The 20,406-nt window shown below is 71.9% G+C and carries 20 protein-coding genes; 12 read left to right on the forward strand and 8 right to left on the reverse strand.

Annotated elements, in window-relative coordinates:
- Positions 1-83: 83 nt before the first annotated feature.
- Together OG948_RS13275 and OG948_RS13280 are read right to left on the reverse strand one after the other, a co-directional pair.
- A complete protein-coding gene (locus tag OG948_RS13275; protein WP_406296456.1) occupies positions 84-1,100 on the reverse strand; it encodes an S-adenosylmethionine:tRNA ribosyltransferase-isomerase in 1,017 nt (338 codons plus the stop codon).
- Complete coding sequence (locus tag OG948_RS13280; RefSeq protein ID WP_406296458.1) at positions 1,097-1,804, reverse strand: SDR family NAD(P)-dependent oxidoreductase; 708 nt, start codon at positions 1,802-1,804, stop codon at positions 1,097-1,099. The genes OG948_RS13275 and OG948_RS13280 overlap by 4 nt, the downstream gene beginning before the upstream one ends.
- Before the next feature lie 134 nt (positions 1,805-1,938).
- On the opposite strand from OG948_RS13280, the gene soxR reads away from it, so the two are divergent.
- Positions 1,939-2,421: a redox-sensitive transcriptional activator SoxR gene (soxR, locus tag OG948_RS13285; RefSeq protein ID WP_406296460.1), complete on the forward strand. Its 483-nt coding sequence runs from the start codon at positions 1,939-1,941 to the stop codon at positions 2,419-2,421.
- 196 nt (positions 2,422-2,617) lie between these two features.
- Here soxR and OG948_RS13290 read toward each other — a convergent pair whose 3' ends face one another.
- Positions 2,618-3,898 carry a hypothetical protein gene (locus OG948_RS13290; RefSeq protein WP_406296462.1) on the reverse strand — a complete coding sequence of 427 codons (1,281 nt, stop codon included), beginning with the start codon at positions 3,896-3,898 and terminating at the stop codon, positions 2,618-2,620.
- A gap of 278 nt (positions 3,899-4,176) precedes the next feature.
- Here OG948_RS13290 and OG948_RS13295 point away from each other — a divergent pair, with 278 nt between their 5' ends.
- Together OG948_RS13295 and OG948_RS13300 are read left to right on the forward strand one after the other, a co-directional pair.
- Positions 4,177-4,977, forward strand: coding sequence for a YoaK family protein (locus OG948_RS13295; RefSeq protein ID WP_406296464.1), 801 nt, complete (start codon positions 4,177-4,179; stop codon positions 4,975-4,977).
- Positions 4,978-5,210: 233 nt separating this feature from the next.
- The gene (locus tag OG948_RS13300; protein WP_406296466.1) at positions 5,211-6,854 is read left to right on the forward strand and encodes an ABC-F family ATP-binding cassette domain-containing protein; all 1,644 of its coding nucleotides are present in this window, start codon (positions 5,211-5,213) and stop codon (positions 6,852-6,854) included.
- A gap of 91 nt (positions 6,855-6,945) precedes the next feature.
- On the opposite strand, the gene OG948_RS13305 is transcribed toward OG948_RS13300, so the two are convergent.
- Complete coding sequence (locus tag OG948_RS13305) at positions 6,946-7,464, reverse strand: pyridoxamine 5'-phosphate oxidase family protein (protein WP_406296467.1); 519 nt, start codon at positions 7,462-7,464, stop codon at positions 6,946-6,948.
- A 42-nt stretch (positions 7,465-7,506) separates the two neighbouring features.
- Between OG948_RS13305 and OG948_RS13310 the strand changes: the two genes are divergently transcribed.
- From OG948_RS13310 to OG948_RS13320, 3 genes are all read left to right on the forward strand, one after another.
- Positions 7,507-8,499, forward strand: coding sequence for a helix-turn-helix transcriptional regulator (locus tag OG948_RS13310; RefSeq protein ID WP_406296469.1), 993 nt, complete (start codon positions 7,507-7,509; stop codon positions 8,497-8,499).
- Positions 8,500-8,832: 333 nt separating this feature from the next.
- Entirely contained in the window at positions 8,833-9,591 is a 759-nt protein-coding gene (locus OG948_RS13315; protein ID WP_395863474.1) for an ABC transporter ATP-binding protein, read from the forward strand.
- A gap of 22 nt (positions 9,592-9,613) precedes the next feature.
- Entirely contained in the window at positions 9,614-12,181 is a 2,568-nt protein-coding gene (locus OG948_RS13320) for an ABC transporter permease (protein ID WP_406296471.1), read from the forward strand.
- Between the two features lie 200 nt (positions 12,182-12,381).
- On the opposite strand, the gene OG948_RS13325 is transcribed toward OG948_RS13320, so the two are convergent.
- Positions 12,382-13,083 (reverse strand): endonuclease V, encoded by a 702-nt coding sequence (locus OG948_RS13325; RefSeq protein ID WP_406296473.1) that lies wholly within the window; start codon positions 13,081-13,083, stop codon positions 12,382-12,384.
- Between the two features lie 79 nt (positions 13,084-13,162).
- Positions 13,163-14,173, reverse strand: a complete 1,011-nt coding sequence (locus tag OG948_RS13330) for an acetamidase/formamidase family protein (protein WP_406296474.1) — start codon at positions 14,171-14,173, stop codon at positions 13,163-13,165.
- A gap of 212 nt (positions 14,174-14,385) precedes the next feature.
- Here OG948_RS13330 and OG948_RS13335 point away from each other — a divergent pair, with 212 nt between their 5' ends.
- The 6 genes from OG948_RS13335 (at position 14,386) to OG948_RS13360 (ending at position 19,351) form a co-directional block, all read left to right on the forward strand.
- Positions 14,386-15,591 (forward strand): amidohydrolase family protein, encoded by a 1,206-nt coding sequence (locus OG948_RS13335; RefSeq protein ID WP_406296476.1) that lies wholly within the window; start codon positions 14,386-14,388, stop codon positions 15,589-15,591.
- A gap of 250 nt (positions 15,592-15,841) precedes the next feature.
- Positions 15,842-16,339, forward strand: a complete 498-nt coding sequence (locus OG948_RS13340; RefSeq protein WP_406296478.1) for a hypothetical protein — start codon at positions 15,842-15,844, stop codon at positions 16,337-16,339.
- A gap of 123 nt (positions 16,340-16,462) precedes the next feature.
- On the forward strand, positions 16,463-16,912 hold the full coding sequence (locus OG948_RS13345) for a hypothetical protein (protein WP_406296480.1): 450 nt from the start codon (positions 16,463-16,465) through the stop codon (positions 16,910-16,912).
- A 38-nt stretch (positions 16,913-16,950) separates the two neighbouring features.
- Positions 16,951-17,994, forward strand: a complete 1,044-nt coding sequence (locus tag OG948_RS13350) for a cation diffusion facilitator family transporter (protein ID WP_406300248.1) — start codon at positions 16,951-16,953, stop codon at positions 17,992-17,994.
- 45 nt (positions 17,995-18,039) lie between these two features.
- The gene (locus OG948_RS13355) at positions 18,040-18,423 is read left to right on the forward strand and encodes a BlaI/MecI/CopY family transcriptional regulator (protein WP_395863242.1); all 384 of its coding nucleotides are present in this window, start codon (positions 18,040-18,042) and stop codon (positions 18,421-18,423) included.
- 4 nt (positions 18,424-18,427) lie between these two features.
- Positions 18,428-19,351 carry a M56 family metallopeptidase gene (locus tag OG948_RS13360; protein ID WP_406296482.1) on the forward strand — a complete coding sequence of 308 codons (924 nt, stop codon included), beginning with the start codon at positions 18,428-18,430 and terminating at the stop codon, positions 19,349-19,351.
- A gap of 14 nt (positions 19,352-19,365) precedes the next feature.
- Here OG948_RS13360 and OG948_RS13365 read toward each other — a convergent pair whose 3' ends face one another.
- Positions 19,366-19,929, reverse strand: coding sequence for a Uma2 family endonuclease (locus OG948_RS13365; RefSeq protein WP_402234161.1), 564 nt, complete (start codon positions 19,927-19,929; stop codon positions 19,366-19,368).
- Between the two features lie 68 nt (positions 19,930-19,997).
- Positions 19,998-20,405, reverse strand: a complete 408-nt coding sequence (locus OG948_RS13370; protein ID WP_395863247.1) for a hypothetical protein — start codon at positions 20,403-20,405, stop codon at positions 19,998-20,000.
- Position 20,406 lies beyond the last annotated feature (1 nt).

A 20,406-nucleotide genomic window follows, 5' to 3' on the forward strand; every position in this document is an offset into this window, starting at 1 on the left:
GGTGAACCCGGGTGGTACCGCGTGCGCGCGTCGCGGGTCGGGTCGTCCGGGTCGGGCGTCGTTCGGGTCGGGCCTCGTCCGGGTCAGGGAAGCAGCAGCGTGCTGTCGCCGAACTCGTGCCACAGATAGCCCTCCGCGAGGGCCTCGTCGTACACCCGGCGCAGCACCGTCGGGCCCACCACCGCCTCCAGCAGCAGCAGGTGGGTGGCCTCCGGCGCGTGCAGACCGCTGATCAGGCCGTCGACCACGCGGGCCGGTCGGTCCGGGCCGAGCAGCAGGTCGGTCCAGCCGCTCGCGGGCGCGATCTCGCCGTCGTCGCGCACCGCCGATTCCAGCGCCCGGACCACCGTGGTGCCCACCGCGATCACCCGACGGGCCTGCCGGACCATGGCGGCCGTGTGCTCCGGCACGCTGAACCACTCGCGCAGCGGCGGCTCCCCCACCTCCTGCGAGGACACCCCGGTATGCAGCACGATCGGCGCGATGGCCACGCCGCGTGTGATCAGGTCGACCACGAGTTCGTGGGTGAAGGGTCGTCCGGCGCTGGGCATCTCGGCGCTGCCCTCGTCCCGCGCGAAGACGGTCTGATAGGCCGTCAGCGGCCAGCGCTCGCGCAGGTACGAGTAGGCGATCGGGCGCCCGCGTTCGGCCAGGAAGGTCTCCACCCGCGTTTGCGGGACGGTGATCCGTGCCTTCCACAGCCGCTGCCGGGCGTGTTCCCTCGGGTACGCCTCCAGCAGCAGCGCCATCCCGCATCCGGTGCCGGGGAAGCGCACCGCCTCGAACCGGCGCACGCCGTCCACCGGTCCGGGTGTGCCGTCGGTGTGCCGCAGTTCGAGCACCCAGGTCTCCTCGTCGAGCCGGGTGGCGAAGTGCACGGTCACCGGCGAGCCGTCGGCCCGGTAGCCGTCCACCGCGGCGGGCAGCGTCGCGGAGGTGTTCACCACCAGCAGGTCGCCGGGCCCCAGGTGGCGACCGAGGTCGCGGAACACGGTGTGCTCGACCCGCCCCTCGGAGTGCACGAGGAGCCGGATCCCGTCCCGCGCGAGCCCGCGCGCCTCGGCGGGTTCGGTCGCGTCGTGGATGACCGGGGTGCTCACGAGGTCACCGCCGCGGCGAACTCGGCCACGGTGTACCGGCCGCTCGCGGGCCGCTCGTCGAGCAGCCGCAACAGCGCCGGCACCACCGTCGCGGCGGCCGGCCGATCGGAGATGTCCTCGCCCGGGAACGCCTGTTGGTGCAGATCGGTGTTCATGTCGCCGGGATCGAACGCGTACACGTCCAGGTCCGGATGCTCGGCGGCCAGCGTCGCGGTGACATGGTCGAGCGCGGCCTTGGTGGAGCCGTAGCCGCCCCAGCCGGGATAGGCGTTGACGGCGGCGTCCGAGCTGATGTTCACGACGGCGCCGCGACCGACGCCGACCAGCAGGGACAGGTTCGCTTGGGTGAGCGCGAGCGGCGCGAACACGTTCACGTCGTACGTCCGGGCCAGGTCGGCGACGGAGTGGTCGGCGAGCGGCGGCATCGGGCTCGGGCCGAGCACGCTCGCGTTGTTGACGAGCAGGTCGAGCCGACCCGACTCGCGGACCACGTCCCGCAGTTCGCTGCGGTGCGCGGGGTCGGCCACGTCGCCGGCGACGGCGATCACGTCCTCGGCCCCGAGGTCTCGCAGTTCGTCGGCCGCGCGGGTCAGGTCGGCGGCTCGGCGGGCGTCCAGGACCAGGGTCCAGGATCGGGCGGCGAGCGCGCGGGCCAGGGCCAGGCCCAGTCCCCGCGAGGCGCCGGTGATGAGTGCGACAGGCATGGTGATCTCCAGGGGAATCCACACCCCACCCGGTGATGGGCTGCCCCTCTACACTGCAAGTTCAAGTGCACTTCAGGTCAAGCGGACGAAACCGGAATCCACCGGACCGCCGGGCCGGGATCTCAGGAGGCGGCGTGCTCACCGGGACGGATTTGTTGACGGTCGGCCAGATGACCGCACGCAGCGGGTTCGCGGCATCCGCGCTGCGCTACTACGAGGCCGAGGGGCTGATCAGCGCGAGTCGCACCACCGGCGGCCAACGCCGGTACGAGCGGCACATCCTGCGGCGGCTGGCGTTCATTCGCGCGGCGCAGAACATCGGCCTGTCGCTGGAGGAGATCAAGGACGCGCTCGGCAAGCTCCCGGAGGGCCGAACGCCCACGCCGGCCGACTGGGCGAAGATCAGTCGGGCCTGGCGTGGGCGTCTGGAGGAGGAGATCGAGGCTCTGGTACGGCTGCGGGACGGCTTGGAACAGTGCATCGGCTGTGGCTGCCTGTCGATGAAGCGCTGCCGCATCTCCAACCCCGACGACGTCGCCAGCCGCTACGGCTCCGGCGCGGTAACCCTCCCCGAACTCCTGCGCGAAGACCGCCGCCATCCCCACTCACACGACTGACGCCGACCGGGTGCAGCCCCTCGCCCGGTGGCCTCAAACGCCGGCCGGGCTGAATTTTCCAGCCTGCCCGGCGCTCGAGGCCACCTCGGTCACAAACCGGCTCCCCCAGCCCGGCCCGCGCTTGAGGCCACCCCGGTCGCAGACCGCGTTCCCCCAGCCCGGCCCGCGCTTGAGGCCACCCGGGCCGCAGGCCCGATCAGTACCGGTCCCGCACCGCCGCAGCCCGCCCCCCACCGGAAGCCGCAGCCGGAACCGCGGGAGCGGCGGGCGCGGGCGCGGAGCCGGCGAGCGTCGACCAATCCGGCTTCGCCCCGATGTCATACGTCCGCAGCTTCGAGAGCACCGCGGGATCCTGGACATCGAGCCAGTCCACCAGGTCGCGGAAGCTCACACACTTCGTCTCCGGCCGAGCGCACGCGGTCCGCATGGTGCGTTCGACCGCCTTCATGTAGATGCCGCCGTTCCAGCCCTCGAAGTGGTTGCCGATCATCAGCGGCGCCCGGTTCCCGGTGTACGCGCGCTCGAAGCCCGCCATGTAGCTCGCGTACGCCTGCTCCTCCCACTCCTGGAACTTGGCCGGGTCGCCCTTGACCGTGCGCGACTGGTTGAACATCACGTTGTAGTCCATCGACAGGACCTCGAACTTGCGCCCGGGCAGCGGGATTTGCTGCAACGGCAGATCCCAGATCCCGTTCACCTTGGTCGGCCACACCTGGCGCCCACCGGGCGAACTCGCGTCGTAGCGGAAGCCCAGCGACGGCGCGGCGTCGAGCAGCGCCTTCTGGCCCTCCAGACACGGCGCCCGGCCACCGATCAGTTCCTTGTCGTAGTCGAACGGAAGCGCCGGCAGATCCGCCCAACCGGTGTTGGTCTTCCAGTTCTTGACGAACGCCTTGGCCTGGTCGACCTCGCTGCGCCAGTCGTCCGCCGACCACGAGCCGCCGCCGGTGGGGCCGCAGAAGTGGCCGTTGAAGTGTGTACCGATCTCGTGGCCCTCGTTCCACGCGGCGCCGAGTTGTTCCAGCGTCATCCGCAGGTGGACGTCGTCGAGGTAGCCGATGTCCGAGGCGCCGATCGGCTTGTGCGGCGGCAGGTACTTGGCCCGCTTGGCCTCCGGCAGCACGTACACCCCGGACAGGAACAGCGTCATCTTCGCGTTGCTCTCCTTGGCCACTTGGCGGAAGCGGGAGAACAGCTTCTTGTCGTCCTCGCCGGCGCCGTCCCAGGAGAACACCAGGAACTGCGGCGGCGCCTGGCCCGGTGCGAGCTTCTCAGGCTTGAGCCGGCCCGGCTGCTCGCCCGTGCTCGACGTCGAGCCGTCGCCGATCAGGGTGACCGGCCCCTGCCCGGGCGGCACCTTGGGGGCACCCTGGGCGGGCGCGGCGGCCTTTTGCTTCGGGTCCTCGTCATGCCCACCGGCGAACACGACGAAGCCGATGGCGGCGACCACCGCCACCACCAGGACGATTGCGGCCACGCCGCGGGATGATCGCACGAATGCCCCAAATGATCGGAAATATAGGGAAATCCATTGCAGGCTAAATCGCCCATCGTCACGGTTGGTGGCATGCCTGGCCGCGCGCACGATCATGATCACCACATGGGATGAAGGGGTACGGCCACTCGGCGGCAACGGGGCCGCGCTCATCGGCCGGCCGAGGTGTCCGGACGTCCCGAACGGGCTATGGATAGCCGGGCCGGTGCTCGGGCCGGTGCTCGGGCCGGGCGCAGGAAGGCCGATCCGGAAGGGAATCGATGCGCGAAACGCTTCGGGAGGCCAAGCACACCCTCATGCCGCCGCGCGACGACCCGCACGGCCCACTCTCGCCGCTGCTGATCGTGCTCACCGTGGTGACCGGCCTGGTCGACGCGCTGAGCTACCTCGAACTGGGCCGGGTCTTCGTCGCGAACATGACCGGCAACGTGGTCTTCACCGGCTTCGCCCTGGCCGGCACCCCCGGCCTGTCCGTGTCCGCCTCGCTCGCCGCCCTGGCCGCGTTCCTGGTCGGCGCCGCCGGCGGTGGCCGCCTGGGCGCCGGGTTCGGCGATCGGCGACTGCGCCTGCTCTGGGTCGGCTGCGCCCTCCAGGCCGTCCTGATCGCGGCGGCCCTGACCGTGGCCGCGGCGGTGAGCGGGCTCGGCACCGGCGAGCGGTACTCGCTGATCCTGCTCCTCGGCCTGGCCATGGGGCTACAGAACGCGGTGGCCCGGCGGCTGGCCGTACCGGACCTGACCACCACGGTGTTGTCCCAGACGCTCACCGGACTCGCCGCCGACCTGCGTCGATTCGGCGGCCCCGGCTCGCGCGCGGGCCGTCGAATGCTCTCCGCGTTCGCGATGGCGCTCGGCGCGTTCACCGGCGCGACGCTGGTACTGCACGTACACATCCTCGTCGCCTTCGCCGCGCCCCTGATCCTGCTCTTCGGCGCGGCAGTGGCCGGGTACGTCCTGGACCGCCGCGCCGGTCCGGCCGACTCCGCGGATCCGGCCCCGGACGACGCCGCTCCGGACACCGGCCCCGAGCCACGCGTCGCGCCGGACGGGAAAAACATTTGAGGTCCTCGGCGTCCGAGGGTTAGCCTGGGCCGGTCACATTGTCGTCCGTCTGGATGGTCCGTTGCGCATCTGAGGTCCGGACATCGCGCCGCTCGAGCCCCTGTGTGTGCTCGCGGTCGCGTCTCGACCTCGGTGTGGCCGTCCCGGACGATTTTTTCATGTCCGGCCCCCTCCCGATCCCGCCGCGCGGTGTCCCACGCGATCCGTTCACCACGCGTCCAGGGAGCCACTCCATGTCATTTCCGACCGCACCGGCGATCGTATGTTCCGACCTGTCCTTCGCCTGGCCCGACGGCACCCCCGTCGTCGCCGGCCTCGATCTCGCCATCGGCGGCGGCCGAACCGGCCTGGTCGGGGTCAACGGCGCGGGCAAGTCGACCCTGCTCAAACTGATCGCCGGCGTCCTGTCGCCCACCTCCGGATCGATCACCGCCGGCGGCGACCTCGGCTACCTCCCCCAGCATCTGCCGCTCGACGCGGACCGTCGGGTCGACGACGTACTGGGCATCGCCGGCACGCGCGCCGCGCTGCTGGCGATCGAGGGCGGCGACGCCGACGTGCGGCACTTCGACGCCGTCGGCGACGACTGGGACGTCGAGGAGCGGGCCCGCGCCGAACTCGACCGGCTCGGGCTGCCGCACGTCGACCTCGATCGCACGGTCGGCACGTTGTCCGGCGGCGAGTCGGTGCTGCTCGGGCTGGCCGCGCTGCTGCTGCGCCGGCCCGACGTACTGCTTCTGGACGAGCCGACCAACAACCTCGACGGCTCCGCGCGCGAGCGGTTGTACGACGCGATGCGGGGCTATCCGGGCGTACTCGTCGTGGTCAGCCACGACCGCGTGCTTCTGGATCTGGTGGACCGGATCGTCGAACTGCTCCCGGACCGGGCCCGCACCTACGGTGGCAATCTGAGCGCGTATCTGGAGGTCCTCGCACAGGAGCGGGCGACCGCCGAGCGCCTGGTCCGCACCGCGCAGACCGATCTGCGCAGACAGAAGCGGGAACTGGCCGAGGCCCAGGTGCGATTGGCCCGCCGGGTCCGGACCGGCCGCAAGGCCCAACTGGAAGGGGGCGTGCCCAGGATCGTCGCGGGCAACCTCAAGCGGGCCGCCGAGGTCTCCGCCGGCAAGCTCAGGGGCACGCAGGAGGGCCGGCTCGACGACGCCCGAACGCGGCTGTCCGAGGCCAGGGACGCGGTGCGCGACGACAAGGAGATCCGCATCGAGTTGCCCGGGACCGAGGTGCCCGCCGGGCGCACGGTGCTCGTCGCCGAGGGTCTGAACACCGCGGATCTGCTGTACGGGCCGGACGGCCTGGACCTGAACGTGCGCGGTCCCGAACGGATCGCGCTGACCGGCGACAACGGATCGGGCAAGACCACTTTGCTGCGGCTGCTGACCGGGGTGGAGCAGCCGGCCCGGGGCAGCGTGCGGATCGGCGTCGACGGGGTACGGCATCTGCCGCAGCGGCTGGACGTCCTCGACGAGGACGAGAGCGTCCTGGCCAACCTCCGCCGCTTCGCGCCCACGGCGTCGGACTCCGAACTGCGCGGCCGGCTCGCCCGCTTCCTCTTCAAGGGCAATCGCCCCGAACAGCGAGTCGGCACCCTCTCCGGCGGCGAACGTTTCCGCGCGGTCCTGGCCGCGCTCCTGTCCGCCGACCCGCCCCCACAACTACTGATCCTCGACGAGCCCACCAACAACCTGGACCTCGCCTCGGTCCACCAACTCGAACAGGCCCTCAACGCCTACCAAGGAGCCCTACTGGTAGCCGGCCACGACCGCCCCTTCCTCACCAACATCGCCATCACCCGAGAACTCCCCCTCCACCGAGGCCACGGTCTGAATCCCCCCACCGACAGCCCGGCCGAGGCATGAGGCCAATCAGCCCGGCCGGCGCTTGAGGCCGGCCCAGCCCCGCCGGCGCTTGAGGCCGAATAGCCCGGCCGGCGCTTGAGGCCAACCAAGCTCAACCCACCTCCCGCGCAGAACCATCGTCGTTCCCCCGCCGAATCGTCCGAACCCGCGCGCCAGGCCGCCAAACCCGCAGGACGATCTCCTCGCCCTCCACCCCCACCCCACTCACCTCGTCGAGCTCGACCCGAAACAGATGAAACGGCACCGGCGCCCCCGTCTCGGCCGCATACGGCCCCTTCACCACGTCGTCCACGACCTCGACCGCCCGCCCACTCACCCGCACGTCACCGTGCGCCAGTTCCGCCCCCTCCCCCGGATTCGCGAAGATCGAGAACCGCGGATCACGCAGCAGGTCCCGCGCCTTCAACGAACCCGGCATCATGCCGAGCCACATCTGCTCGAACCGGAAATCCACCTCCAACCCGCTCAGCCGAGGCGAGCCGTCCCGCCGCACCGTGCCCAGCACGTGGTGCTTGTACATCCCGAAGCGCTCGCGCACCGGGGTCGCGAACTCCGGCTCGGCCTTCTCGAACTCCGCCCAACTCGTCATATGCACATCGTGCACCGCCATCCCTGACAACCCTTGGCAAGGATTCCGGGTTAGTTTCGAGTCATGCGATCCGGCCGACTGGTGGCACTCCTGCTCCACCTGCAGAACCGACCCGGCGGAGCCACCGCCGCCGAGCTGGCCGACGAGTTGGAGGTGTCGGTCCGCACCGTGTACCGCGACGTCGCCGCGCTCCAGGCGTCCGGCGTACCGCTGTGGACCGAGACCGGACCGCGCGGCGGGATCCGGCTCGTGGAGGGCTGGCGGACCAGGCTGGACGGACTCACCGGCGACGAGGCGGCCGCGCTGTTCCTGTCCGGCGCGCCGCACGCCGCCGACGCGCTGGGCCTGGACACCGTGCTCGTCGCGGCGCAGACCAAGGTGATGGCCACCCTGCCCGCCGACCTGCGCACCCGCGCGGGCCGGGTCCGGCAGCGCTTCCACCTGGACGCGCCGGGCTGGTTCCACCGCGACGAGGACGTCCCGTACCTCACCGAGATCGCGAGCGCGGTGTGGACCGGCCGCCGGCTGGACCTGCGGTACGCCCGCCGCGACCGCGAGGTGTCCCGCCGACTGGACCCGTTCGGTCTCGTTCTCAAGGCCGGCGTCTGGTACCTGGTCGCCCGCCATCGCACCGACATCCGCAGCTACCGGGTGTCACGGGTGGTGGCCGCGAGCACTCGGCCGGAACGTTTCGAGCGTCCGGACGGCTTCGACCTCGGCGCGTGGTGGGCGCACAGCAACGAGGACTTCGCCCGATCGCTGATGGGGTTCGCCTGCGTGATCCGGGTCTCGCCGTCCGCACTGGGCCGATTGCCGCGGATCTTCGGCCCCGTGGTCGCCGCGGACGCGCTCGCCTCGGCGGGGCCGCCCGACCCGGACGGGTGGCGCGAACTGCGGCTGCGCACCGAGTCCGAGGAGGTCGCACTGGGCCAACTGATCGGTCTGGGCACGCATATGGAGGCCGTGTCGCCCCCAAGCCTGCGCCGCGCGGCGGCCGGGGTCGGCGCCGCGATCGCGGCCCGCCATCGGATGCCGGAGGGTCCCTCGCAAGACTGACGCCGGCCACCTCGGGGAGCGCGGCGAACCCGGACCCGACATTTGGGGAACCCCGGGTCGGATGCGGATCGTTGGTACGAGCGGGATCCACACAGCGTGACGGATCGTCGACTCTTCCCCGGGACGTACCCCACCGGTACGGGGCTCCCCTTAGGGGAAGGGTCGTTCGGCGTACCCGGGGTCCTCCCTGCGTAGGACGGCCGGATCTGTCCTTGGAGAGGATTCGCCGGAGCCCCATCCCCCCTACGGTGATCCTGTGCACTGCAAACCGCGGAGCGCGCCACCCTTTCACCTCATCTGGGGGACAGACTCGTGACCACGGCCACGGCTGCCATGACCGACGCGGACTCCAGGGGCACCATCGCCGCCCGCGCGCAGCAGCTCACCAAGGCGTACGGCGAAGGCGAGACCCGAGTCGTCGCTCTCGACAGCGTGGACGTCCAGATCGGTCGCGGTCAGTTCACCGCGATCATGGGCCCCTCCGGCTCCGGCAAGTCGACCCTGATGCACTGCCTCGCCGGTCTCGACTCGGTGAGCGGCGGCAAGAGCTGGATCGGCGACACGGAGATCACGAGCCTGAAGGACAAGGCGCTCACCAAGCTCCGCCGCGACAACATCGGCTTCATCTTCCAGGCGTTCAACCTGCTCCCGACGCTGACCGCGCTGGAGAACATCACGCTGCCGATGGACATCGCGGGTCGCAAGCCGGACAAGGCCTGGCTGGACACCGTGATCGAGACCGTCGGCCTGCGCGACCGGCTCAAGCACCGCCCGAGCGAGCTCTCCGGCGGTCAGCAGCAGCGTGTCGCGTGCGCCCGCGCGCTGGCCAGCCGGCCCGAGATCATCTTCGGTGACGAGCCGACCGGAAACCTCGACTCGCGCTCCGGCGCCGAGGTGCTGGGCTTCCTGCGGCGCAGTGTCAACGAGCTCGGTCAGACCATCGTGATGGTCACCCACGACCCGAACGCGGCGTCCTACGCGGACCGGGTCCTGTTCCTGGCAGACGGTCGAATCGTCGACGAGATGCTGCGTCCCACGTCCGACGCCGTACTGGAGCGCATGAAGCGCTTCGACGGCGCCCGGACCAGCTGAAACAGGCGGAGAGTCCCCCACCATGTTGAAAGCCACGTTCCGCAGCTTCCTCGCCCACAAGGGGCGAATGGTGCTGTCCGCCCTGGCAGTGCTGCTGTCGGTCGCGTTCGTCTCCGGCACCCTGGTATTCACCGACACGATCACCAAGACGTTCGACGAGCTGTTCAAATCCACGGCCTCGGACGTCTCGGTCAACCCGAAGTCCGAGTTCGACAAGGACGACCTCGCGCTCACCGGGCAGACGCCCACGCTGCAGCGCTCGGTCATCGACAAGGTCGCCAAGGTCGACGGCGTCAAGGAAGCGCACGGCGACGTCAACCTCGAGTCGATCACCGTCGTCGACAAGAACAACAAGTCCGTGGGCCCGTCCTCGGGCGCCCCGACCCTCGCCACGAACTGGTACGAGACCGACCGCACCCCGGTCAAGGTCACCAGCGGCAACCTGCCCAAGGGCCCGGGCGAGGTGATGATCGACGCCGACACGGCCGACAAGAAGAAGGTGAAGATCGGTGACGAGCTGCGGGTGATCGCACCGATCGGGCAGTTCCCGGTCAAGGTCACCGGCATCATGACCTTCACCACCACCAACCCCGGTGCGGCGCTGCTCTCCTTCGACTCGGCGACCGCTTCGCAGCGGCTGCTCGGCGACCCGAACCTGATCACCTCGATCTCGGTCTCCGCCGCCGACGGCGTCTCCGACAAGGTCCTCAAGCAGCGCGTCGAGCAGGCGCTCGGCGACACCACGAACTTCGAGGTCAAGACGGCCGCGGAGTCCGCCAAGGACGCCAGCGACTCGCTGAGCGGCTTCCTGAACGTGATGAAGTACGCGATGCTCGGCTTCGCCGGTGTCGCCGTACTGGTCGGGATCTTCCTGATCTTCAACACCTTCTCGATGCTGGTCGCCCAGCGCACCCGTGAACTGGGTCTGATGCGGGCGATCGGCGCGAGCCGGGCGGACGTGAACCGCTCGGTGCTGGTGGAGGCGGTCCTGCTCGGCGTGGTCGGCTCGACGCTCGGCCTGTTGGCCGGTCTCGGTCTGGCCGTCGGGCTCAAGGCGCTGATCAGCGCGGTCGGGATCAACCTCAAGGGCACGTCCCTGGTGATCAAGACCTCGACCCCGATCGTGGCCTACCTGGTCGGCGTGATCGTCACCGTGATCGCCGCGTACGTGCCGGCCCGCCGCGCGGGCAAGGTCGCCCCGATGGCGGCCCTGCGCGAGGCCGGCGCCCCGCCGCAGAAGTCGATCAAGACCCGCTCGATCATCGGCCTGGTGCTGTTCGCCCTGGGCGCGCTCGCACTGGTCGCCGGCGCCACCGCGGACAGCGGCGGCCAGGGCGGCGGATTCCTCGGCCTGGGCGTGATGTTCACCCTGCTCGGCTTCATCGTGCTGGCGCCGCTGCTGGCCCGCACGGTGGTCCCGGCGCTGGCGTCCTGGTACCCGAAGGTGTTCGGCTCGATGGGCCGGCTCAGCCGGGAGAACGCGCTGCGCAATCCGCGCCGCACCGGCGCCACCGCGTCGGCGATCATGATCGGTGTCGCCCTGGTCAGCGGCATGGCGGTCGCGGCCTCGTCGATGTCGGCCTCGTTCGACAAGCAGATCGAGAAGTCCCTGGGCGCCGACTACACGATCCAGTCGCTGGTCGGTACCTTCCCGGAGGACGTCGTCCAGGCGGCGAAGAAGACCCCCGGCGTGGGCGAGGTGGTCAGCCAGACGCTCAGCAACGCGACGCTGACCGCCGACGGCAAGAGCAAGAAGGACTTCGTCGTCGGTTCGGACCCGGGCATGGACGACACGCTCAAGACCACCTACCTCCAGGGCAGCGGCAACGCGGCCATCTCGGCGGGCAAGGCGGCCATCGGCGAGAACTTCGCCAAGGATCACAACCTCGGCATCGGCGGCAAGATCGAGATCACCTTCCCGAACGGGCAGAAGACCACGGTCGAGGTCGGCGCGATCCGCAAGAAGGCCGAGGGCGCCGACATCGGCGCGGGCGACACGACGATCATCCCGAACACCGTGATGAAGCAGTTCGTCCCGAACGTGCAGTACCAGATCATGATGGTCAACGCGGCCTCCGGTCAGGACGCGTCGAAGGTCGGCGCGGCGCTCAAGTCGGCGCTCGATCCCTTCCCGCAGGTCAAGGCCCGTGACCAGAGCGACTACAAGGAACTGATCGGCAAGCAGATCGACACGTTCCTGTACCTGATCTACGGTCTGCTCGGCCTGGCGATCATCATCTCGATCCTCGGTGTGATCAACACGCTGGCGCTGTCGGTGGTCGAGCGCACCAGGGAGATCGGCCTGATGCGGGCGATCGGCGCCTCGCGCCGGCAGATCCGCCGGATGATCCGCCTGGAGTCCATGGTCATCGCCACCTTCGGCGCCCTGGTCGGGCTCGCGCTCGGCATGGCATGGGGTATCGGGGCCCAGCGCCTGCTGGCCAAGCAGGGCCTGGACGTCCTGGAGATCCCGTGGGGCACGGTGATCGGGATCGTGGTCGCCGCGGCGGTGGTCGGCCTGCTGGCCGCCGTGATGCCGGCCTTCCGGGCGGCGCGGATGAACGTCCTGCGGGCGATCGCGACGGACTGACCCGAATCGGGTGTTCCACCCATGAAGCAGCCGGCTCCCCATCCTCCCCCCTTGGGGAGCCGGTGACCGAAGAGCCCCCCGAACCACCTTGCGCAGGTGGTTCGGGGGGCTCTTTCATGCCGTCGCGGTGGTGCCGGCGGCGTCGGCCCGGCGGAGCACCGTCGGGTGGGCGCGGGCGGGTGCGCGGGCCGGCCGGCGACCTACGGCCGGGTGGTCTTCAGCGCCTGGCGGCAGGCCTGGTCGGCCTGGCGGGTGGTCTCCGGGAGGCGATAGCGCGGGGTCAGGGCCAGCACGTGTGCGCAGGCCGTGTCCAGGTCGACACCGTGGCCGATCGAGACGAACACCGGCCTGATCGCGTCGCGGGTGCGCAACACCCGCCCCACCACGTCTCCTTCGTACACGAGGTCGGCGGCCTCGCCGCGCTTGTCCCCCGGCGTCTCGTACGTGCCGACGAAGTGCGTCTTGCCGACCCCGACGGTCGGCAGCCCGGTCAGCACGCCGAGGTGGCAGGCCAGCCCGAACCGGCGCGGATGGGCCAGCCCCTGGCCGTCGCACACGAGCAGGTCCGGTGCGGTGTCCAGCCGTTCGAGCGCGGCCGACAACGCCGGGATCTCCCGGAACGCGAACAGCCCGGGCAGATACGGAAACCTCGCCACGCCGTGCACCACCGACCGCTCCACCACGGCGTGCGTCGAGGCATCCAACACCACCACGGCGGCGGCGAGTTCGTCCGAGTCCTCGGCGTAGGCCACATCCAGCCCGGCCACGAACCGCACCTGCGCGGGCCCCGGCCCGGGCCCGACCGTGTCCACCAGCGGCCGCAATCGATCCTGCACGGCCAACCCCTCGGCAGCCGTGCTCGGCCAGGGCTCGCTCGCGTCGATCGCGAAAGAGGTGCTCATCCGCGAAACGCTACCGCCCGCGCCCGCCCGGAACGCGGCCGATATCCCCGACCGCACCACCGCGGGTCGGGCTCGCCGCTCACCGTCCCGGCAGCGGGACCCGGGCGTGCACGCCGGTGCGGCTCGTGCCGAACTCGGCGGCGGCGCCCAGGTAGGCGCGGGCCTGATCGCGCGTCAGGCCGTGGCCGCAGCACAGCAGTTCCTCGCCCTGGGCGGCGCATCGGCGCAGCGCGAGGGCCGGATCGGCGCCGATGCCCAGCGGGATCAGCGCGTCCGCCGTGCTCATGAACGGGCCACGCGGGTTGCCGAATCGCGCGCGGGCCCGCTCGTACGGGATCACCTCGACGCGCAGGGTGACCTTGAGCGCTCCCTCCAGCGCCGCACCGTGGCCGTGTGCCAGGCGGGGGCCGCCGAGGTAGAGCAGCGCGCCGGCGGTTTGCACCGGCAGGTGGAGCGTGCTGCCCGCGCCCAGGATCGGCAGGTCGAGATTGCCGCCGTGCGAGCCCACCCGGGTGGACAACCGGCGCAGGCCGTCGGAGGTGGCCACGCCCAGTACCGCCAGACTCGGCCGCAGTCGCAGTGTCAGGTCGCCGGTCGCGGTCGGAATCCGGGCCCGGCCGTCCCGGATCGCACACACCGTGACCGGCGGCGCGCCGCGCCCGCGACCGTGCCGCTCGGTGAGTACGCCGTAGGAGGTCCGCGGGCGCAGCTCGAGCAGGTGCACCGCGAGTATGTCGCCCGGGCGGGCGCCGGCCACCGAGATCGGGCCGGTGATCACGTGCGGGCCGTCCACGGCGCGGTCGTGCGCGAGGTCGGAGGCGGCCAGTGCGCGGTGGTCCTCCGGGACACGATCGGCCCGGATGCGGTGCCGGCCGAAGAAGGCCACCGGGTCGCGACCCTGGTCGCCGAGCAGGCCCTCGTGCGAGACGGTGTCCGCGGTGAGCGTCTCGCCGGATTCGACGAACGCCACCGGCCGGTCCCGGGCACCGGGCAGCCAACCCCACAGGACGGTGCCGGGCCGGCACGACAGGTGTTGCCGGTGCCGTCGGGGACCCGGTACGGCGACGGGGGGCGCCTCGGTGATGGTCATGGGGACGGTTGTACGGGTTCGCCGTTGCCGGTCGGCGTCGCGCACGTTACGTGCCCGTTTCGCCCCCGAAGGGGTGGTCCTTAACGGCGCCGAAACGCCGCCGCAACAGCGCCCGGTCACAGTGGGTCGGGCGGCGCGGCGACGCGGTATCGGGGCGTTTCCTCGACCCCGCGTCGGATCGGGGTCGCGGATTCGAGTCCCAGGGGGTAGCGATGAGCGACACGATCACCCTGTTCGGCGCCACGCTGCCGGACGGGCGTACGCGTGACGTGGTGCTGCGCAACGGTCGGGTCGCGGTGCTGCGCGAGCCGGGTCGGCCGTACTCGCGGGCCGGCGCCGGGCTGGATCTGACCGGCTATCTGCTGCTGCCCGCTCCCGCCGAGCCGCACGTGCACCTCGATCGCGCGCTGACCTGGGAGCCGGTGGGCTCGGATCCGGACGGACGCGACGGCGCGTGGCGGTCCTGGCTGGTCCGGCCCGCCCGCTATCGACCCGGCGATCTGCGCCGGCGCTCGCGCGAGGTGTTGCGAACGCTGGTCGTCCGCGGTGTGACCGCCGTGCGCACGCACTTGGACATCGGCGAGGGTCGCACGCCGCTGCGCTCGGTCGAGGTGATGGCCGAACTGCGCGCCGAGTTCCATCGGGTCCTCGACCTCCAGATCGTCGCCGTCCCGACCCCCGGGGCGAGCGATCGCACGATCGTGGACGCGGTGGGCGCGGGCGCGCGGGTGATCGGCGGACGACCCAGGTTCGCGCCGGACTGCCGGCAGGAGATCCGCCGGTTGCTGCGGCTCGCGGATCGTGTCGAGGTCGGGCTCGACCTGCACCTGGACGACGGTTTCGATCCGCGCCTGCTCGTGGTCGGCGACCTGGCCCGGCTGTTGCGCGCGTCGGGCTTCGACCGGCCGGTGACGGCCAGTCATCTGGCCGGCCTGAACCGGCTCTCGCCGTCCGCGCTGGGTCGGGTCGGCGAGACGATCGCCGCCTCCGGGATGCGCGTCGTGGCGTTGCCGTCGGAGCGCGGTTGTGGGCTGCCGATCCGCGAACTGGTCGCGGCGGGCGTCACGGTCGCGGCCGGCGGCGACCATCTGCGCGACGCCGGGCACCCGATGGGTCTGGCCGACCCGCTGGCCACCGCCGCCGCCACGGGGTTGGCGCCCGCCCGGGCCTGGGCCGCGGTGGCCGGGCACGCGCGGGGCGTACTGGGCCTGGAGGCCGGCGGTCTGGAACCGGGGGCCCGCGCCGACCTGTTCGCGGTCCGGGCGCACTCCCTGTCCGAGGCGCTGCGCACCCGCCCGCAGGACCGCGTCGCCATCCGTGCCGGCCGGGTGGTCGCCGGCAGCGCCCGCCTCGCCCGTCTCGCCGGCAGCGCGCGACCCGGCCGAACGGGCCGGACCCGGGTCCCGGAGGCCGCGTAGCTTGACCCGGGACCGGCGCCGAACGCGGGCCCGCACGCCACCGGGCGAGCCGATGCCGCCGACCCGGGAACACCGTCGAACGACCGGCGCGGCACGGCCCGGACGGACATCGAACACGATCGCGACCTCGTCGGCGTGGTCGGGTCAGGGACGCGCTCGGATTGCCGCCGGCAACGCCAAGAGCGCGTCAACGGGTGGTCCGGGCGGGCGGATCCGGGAGGAGGCTGGGGGTGGTCGAAAGGAGGCCGCCATGTTCGCCGCAATTCGTCGGGTCGACGGGATCCGCCGCACCGCCTCGATCCGTCGGGCCGGTGCCCGCGCTCCCGAGGGCGGTCCTCAGGTCGTCGTGGTGCCGATCGTGCGGATGGACGCCGCCGCCGTCGCGGCGCTGACCACCGCGCGCGGGACGGCCGGGCGGGCGATCGCCGTGCACGTCACGCACGCCGGTGAGCGGGTCGCGCGGGACGCGTTGGTGGCCGCGTGGGACGCGTCCGGCGTGGACGCGCCGTTGAGCGTGGTCTTCGACGAGCGCGATCGGCTCGTCGAGGCGCTGGCCGGCTTCGTCCGAGGGTTGCCCGAGCGGCGGGTGGCGGTGTTGTTCCCGGCACCCGCCGAGCCGGTTCGCCCGCGCGGCCGGCGGCACGACGTCCTGGTCGAGTCGTTGCGCGCCGAGGGTTGTGCGATCAGGGTGGACCGCGCCGAGGCGCGTGCCCGCGCCTCCCGGGATCCGGTGGTCACCGCCGCCTGAGATCGGCCGGGATCGCGGCCGACACCCGCTCGGCCGCGGGTGGTCGCGCAGCATCGCCGGTGCCGCCGCCACGGCCGCCGCACCCACGCAGCCCGCCGCCACCGCGAACGCGACCGCGTACCCGTGCGCGAGGTGTCCGGGCGTGGGCCGGCCGGTGGCCTCGGCCGCGACCGTGCTCGGAACGGCCGGGCCGACCGCGCCGCTCACCCGCCGGGTGGTGTTCGGCACGCCCGCCGCGAGCCCGGCCCGCTCGCGCGACACCCCCGCCGTGGCCGACTGGGCGATCGGCGTGAAGCAGGCCCCGATCCCGAGTTCGGCGCGATCCCGGGCTTCGCGACCCGGTTGCTCACCGGCCCGCACCGGGACGCCGGACACCTGCGGATCCAGGACGACGCGGTCGCCGCGTTCATGCTCGGCGGCGCGGATCGCGAGCGGGCCCGGCAGTACTGGTACGTACTCGCCGCCGCCGTGCCGGGCTGGACCGCGATCCGGGAGGACGGACGCCTCCCGGCCGATCCGCCGATGGACTTCGAGGTGTTGCTCGATGTCCTGACGCGCGGCTACCAAGCCTGAGCCCGCGCCCTACGGGTAGGCGCCGCCTCGTGAACGAAGTGGACGAACGAGAAGGGCCCGGCACGACCGGGAGCGCCGGGCCGGCCGGCGACGACGGCGACACCAAGGGCACGGTCCTGGTCGCGCTCGGCGCGAACCTGGCGATCGCGCTGGCCAAGGTCGTCGGCGGACTGATCACCGCGTCGCCGGCGCTGCTCTCCGAGGCCGCGCATTCGGTCGCGGACAGTTGCAACGAAGTGTTCCTGCTCGCCGCGATCCGCCGCAGCAAGCGCGCGCCCGACGCGCGACACCCGTTCGGCTACGGCAAGGAGCGCTACTTCTGGTCGCTGCTCGCCGCCGTCGGCATCTTCGTGATGGGCGGCTGCTTCTCCTTCTACCAGGGGCTGCACGCGATGCGGGAGTCCGGCGAGGAGAGCCCCACCGGCTACCTGGTCGGCTACGCGGTGCTGCTGGTGGCGCTGATCGCCGAGGGCGCGTCGCTGGTCAGGGCGGTGCGGCAGATGTACCGGGACGCGCCGAGCGGTGCGCGCGGGCCGCTGGCGAAGGCGCGGGCGATCCAGGATCCGGCGTTGCGCACGGTGCTCGCCGAGGACGCCACCGCGGTGCTCGGCGTCACGCTCGCGCTGATCGGGATGGGGCTGCACGAGCTCACCGGCAACGTGGTGTGGGAGGGCGGCGCGTCGATCGGGATCGGTCTGCTCCTGGTCTACGTCGCCTATCGGCTCGGCATCGCCTCCCGTGACCAGCTCATCGGCGAGGCCGCCGACCCGGCGCTGCAACTGGAGGTACAGCGCTTCCTCGACGAGCAGCCCGAGGTGGACACGGTCACCAAGGTGTACACGATGCGGATCGGGATGGGACAGGTGCTGCTCGCGGCACGCGTGGACCTGACCGAGGGTGTGGACAGCGAGGACGTCGAGATCGCCGCGGTGCGGATCAAGGCCGCGATCCGCGAGCGATGGCCCGAGATCGAGCAACTGTTTCTGGACATCACCGACGCGGGCGAGCGCGATCGGGACCGGGCCGCGGCGCGACGCCGTGAGCTGGAGGAACAGGTACGCGTCGCCGATCCCGAAGGGTGACCGTTTAGGCTGCCGGGGCGTTGTGCCCATCCACCGGAGGCCGAAGTGACCGAAAGCAGAGCAGGCGGATCACCCGCGCGACGTGGCCCCGGCGAGTTGGAATCCGAGATCCTGTCGCTGCTGTGGACGTCGCCGACGGCGATGGGCGCGGGCGCGGTCCAGGAGCAGTTGTCCGGCGAGTTGGCGTACACGACGGTGGTGACCATCCTGTCCCGCCTGCACGACAAGGGCGTGCTCCAGCGCACCCGGTCGGGCCGCTCGTACGTGTACGCGCCGGTGTACGACGAGGCCGGGCTGGCGGCGCGACGCATGCGGCAGGTGCTGGACAAGGAGGGCGACCGGCAGGCGGTACTCGCGCGGTTCGTCTCGGACCTGTCCACCGACGACGAGGCGTTGCTGCGCCGGCTGCTGGACGAGAGCGGGTCGTAGCCGCGTGCGTTGGATCGTCTACCTGCCGCTGCTGCTGCCGATAACCTCGGTGCCCGTGGCCCGGCTCGCGGCCGACCACCTCGCGCCGCGCCGGGTGGTTCTCCTGCTCACCGCGCTGACCTCGGTCCTGGCCCTGTGCGCGACCATCAGCCTGGGCCTGCTCACCGTGGTGGGCACGGCCCAACTCCCGGGGGTACCGCTGCCCGATCACTGGTCCGATCCGCGGGTGCGGGCCTCGATTCCCGACGTCCAGGTGATCGGCGCGCCGGCGAGTGCGGCGCTGACCGCGGCACTGCTGTGCGCGGCGGTCGTCCTGGGCCGCCGCCGACGCGCGCTGACACTGCTGCGCGCGGGAGTGCCGGCGGCCGGCGACACCGAGTTGACCGTGTTGCCCACCGGACCGCCGACCGCGTTCGCGCTGCCGGGCCGACGGCCGCGGATCGTGGTCTCGGCATCGCTGCTCGCGCGCTTGGACGCGGACGAGCGGCGAGCGCTGCTGGCCCACGAGCGGGCGCATCTGAGCGGCCGGCACGATCGGGTGCTGCTGGTCGCGACGCTGGCGATGTGCGCGCATCCGCTGCTGCGGCCGATGCGCACGGCGATCGGCTACGCGCTGGAGCGCTGCGCGGACGAGGACGCCGCGCGCGTGGTGGGCGACCGTCGGGTGGTGGCCCGCGCGGTGGGCAAGGCGGCGCTGGCCGGACCGGCCGCACCGCGTGGCGCGATGGCCGCGACCGGCGGCCCGGTCCCGCGCCGGGTGGCCGCGCTGCTGGGCCCGTCTCCGACCGACCGCTGGCCCACCCCCTGGAGCCGCCCCGGCGCGGCCACCCTGATCGCCCTCGGCGGCGCCGCCCTCTCCACCTGGGCCACCTGGGACGCCGCCATCGACCTGCACGCCATCCTGCGCACGGCCGACCACGTGTTGTGAGGCCGGCCGAGCGATCAGTACATGGGAAAGTCCGCCGTCGCGATCGAGAAGCCGAACCGCGGGAGCGGTACATCCTGGCCGAACGCATAGGCGGCGCGCGCGGTGTAGCGACCGCCCTTCGGCTCGGAGTACACCGCGATCGTGCCCTGACGAGGGTCGATGATCAGGTAGACCGGGATGCCCATGCGCGGGTAGTCGCGCAACTTGGCCTCCCAGTCGTTCTCCGGGTTCGACCGTGAGACGACCTCGACGGCAAGCCGCACGTCGGCAGCCGGCACATGATTCTCGACGGTGAGGAGATCATCCTCCGGAAAGACGCAGACGTCGGGATTGCGCCTTATCAGGTTGGCGTCGTCCAGGACGTCCATCCCCCCGTGCACCGCCATCCCGGCCCACTCCTCGCGTCCGGCGATACCGCGCTCGATGCGCATCCGCAGCCGGCGCACGATGAACTCGTGGATGCCGGACGGGCCGGTCATCATCACGAGCGTGCCGTCGCTGATCTCGATCTTGTAGTTGGACGGCGTGCGGACAGAATTGGCGATGGCCGTCAGCCGGTCGAACTCCTCGCGGTCCATGTTCCCCATGGTAGGTCGCCGGACATCGCGACCGTGGTCCGTCCGTGCGCGACCGAGCACTCGGCTCGTCACCCCGGCTTCCGCGCCGCGAGGCGTTTGCTCGCGACGTCGAGGAGGCGGCGCAGGTCCGCTTCGCGCGGGAGTTGCGCCGGGAGCCGTTCGCCGTACGGCAGGCGGGTGCGTGCCTTGCGCCACAGGCGGTCCGGGAGGGTCCTCGGGTCCTGGTGGTAGCGGACCTTGGTGAGCAGTTGGCGGGCCTCGGCGTCGGCCGGGTTGAGCGCGAGGGTGACCGCCAGGTGTTCGGCCGCGGTGTTCCAGCGGCCGCGCCGGGCCGACCGGACCGCGTCGTTGAAGTGCCGGTCGGCCAACTCGACGAGGCCCGCGAGCGCGCCCAGGTCGCCGCCGCACGCCGGACAGCGCTCGGTCAGGTCGGCGATCCGGCGGCGGCACAGGGGGCAGGTGATCGCGAACGCCATG

The sequence above is a fragment of the Embleya sp. NBC_00888 genome (assembly GCF_045207655.1).
GTDB lineage: Bacteria > Actinomycetota > Actinomycetes > Streptomycetales > Streptomycetaceae > Embleya.

What these genes read in the sequence shown, in the direction of transcription:
- OG948_RS13330 (WP_406296474.1), bottom strand. Translation starts at nt 14,173, where the DNA reads ATGACCATCACCGAGGCGCCCCCCGTCGCCGTACCGGGTCCCCGACGG.
- OG948_RS13295 (WP_406296464.1), top strand. Translation starts at nt 4,177, where the DNA reads ATGCGCGAAACGCTTCGGGAGGCCAAGCACACCCTCATGCCGCCGCGC.
- OG948_RS13310 (WP_406296469.1), top strand. Translation starts at nt 7,507, where the DNA reads ATGCGATCCGGCCGACTGGTGGCACTCCTGCTCCACCTGCAGAACCGA.
- OG948_RS13325 (WP_406296473.1), bottom strand. Translation starts at nt 13,083, where the DNA reads ATGAGCACCTCTTTCGCGATCGACGCGAGCGAGCCCTGGCCGAGCACG.
- OG948_RS13315 (WP_395863474.1), top strand. Translation starts at nt 8,833, where the DNA reads ATGACCGACGCGGACTCCAGGGGCACCATCGCCGCCCGCGCGCAGCAG.
- OG948_RS13305 (WP_406296467.1), bottom strand. Translation starts at nt 7,464, where the DNA reads ATGGCGGTGCACGATGTGCATATGACGAGTTGGGCGGAGTTCGAGAAG.
- OG948_RS13300 (WP_406296466.1), top strand. Translation starts at nt 5,211, where the DNA reads ATGTCATTTCCGACCGCACCGGCGATCGTATGTTCCGACCTGTCCTTC.
- OG948_RS13280 (WP_406296458.1), bottom strand. Translation starts at nt 1,804, where the DNA reads ATGCCTGTCGCACTCATCACCGGCGCCTCGCGGGGACTGGGCCTGGCC.
- OG948_RS13340 (WP_406296478.1), top strand. Translation starts at nt 15,842, where the DNA reads ATGTTCGCCGCAATTCGTCGGGTCGACGGGATCCGCCGCACCGCCTCG.
- OG948_RS13335 (WP_406296476.1), top strand. Translation starts at nt 14,386, where the DNA reads ATGAGCGACACGATCACCCTGTTCGGCGCCACGCTGCCGGACGGGCGT.
- OG948_RS13370 (WP_395863247.1), bottom strand. Translation starts at nt 20,405, where the DNA reads ATGGCGTTCGCGATCACCTGCCCCCTGTGCCGCCGCCGGATCGCCGAC.
- OG948_RS13365 (WP_402234161.1), bottom strand. Translation starts at nt 19,929, where the DNA reads ATGGACCGCGAGGAGTTCGACCGGCTGACGGCCATCGCCAATTCTGTC.
- OG948_RS13320 (WP_406296471.1), top strand. Translation starts at nt 9,614, where the DNA reads ATGTTGAAAGCCACGTTCCGCAGCTTCCTCGCCCACAAGGGGCGAATG.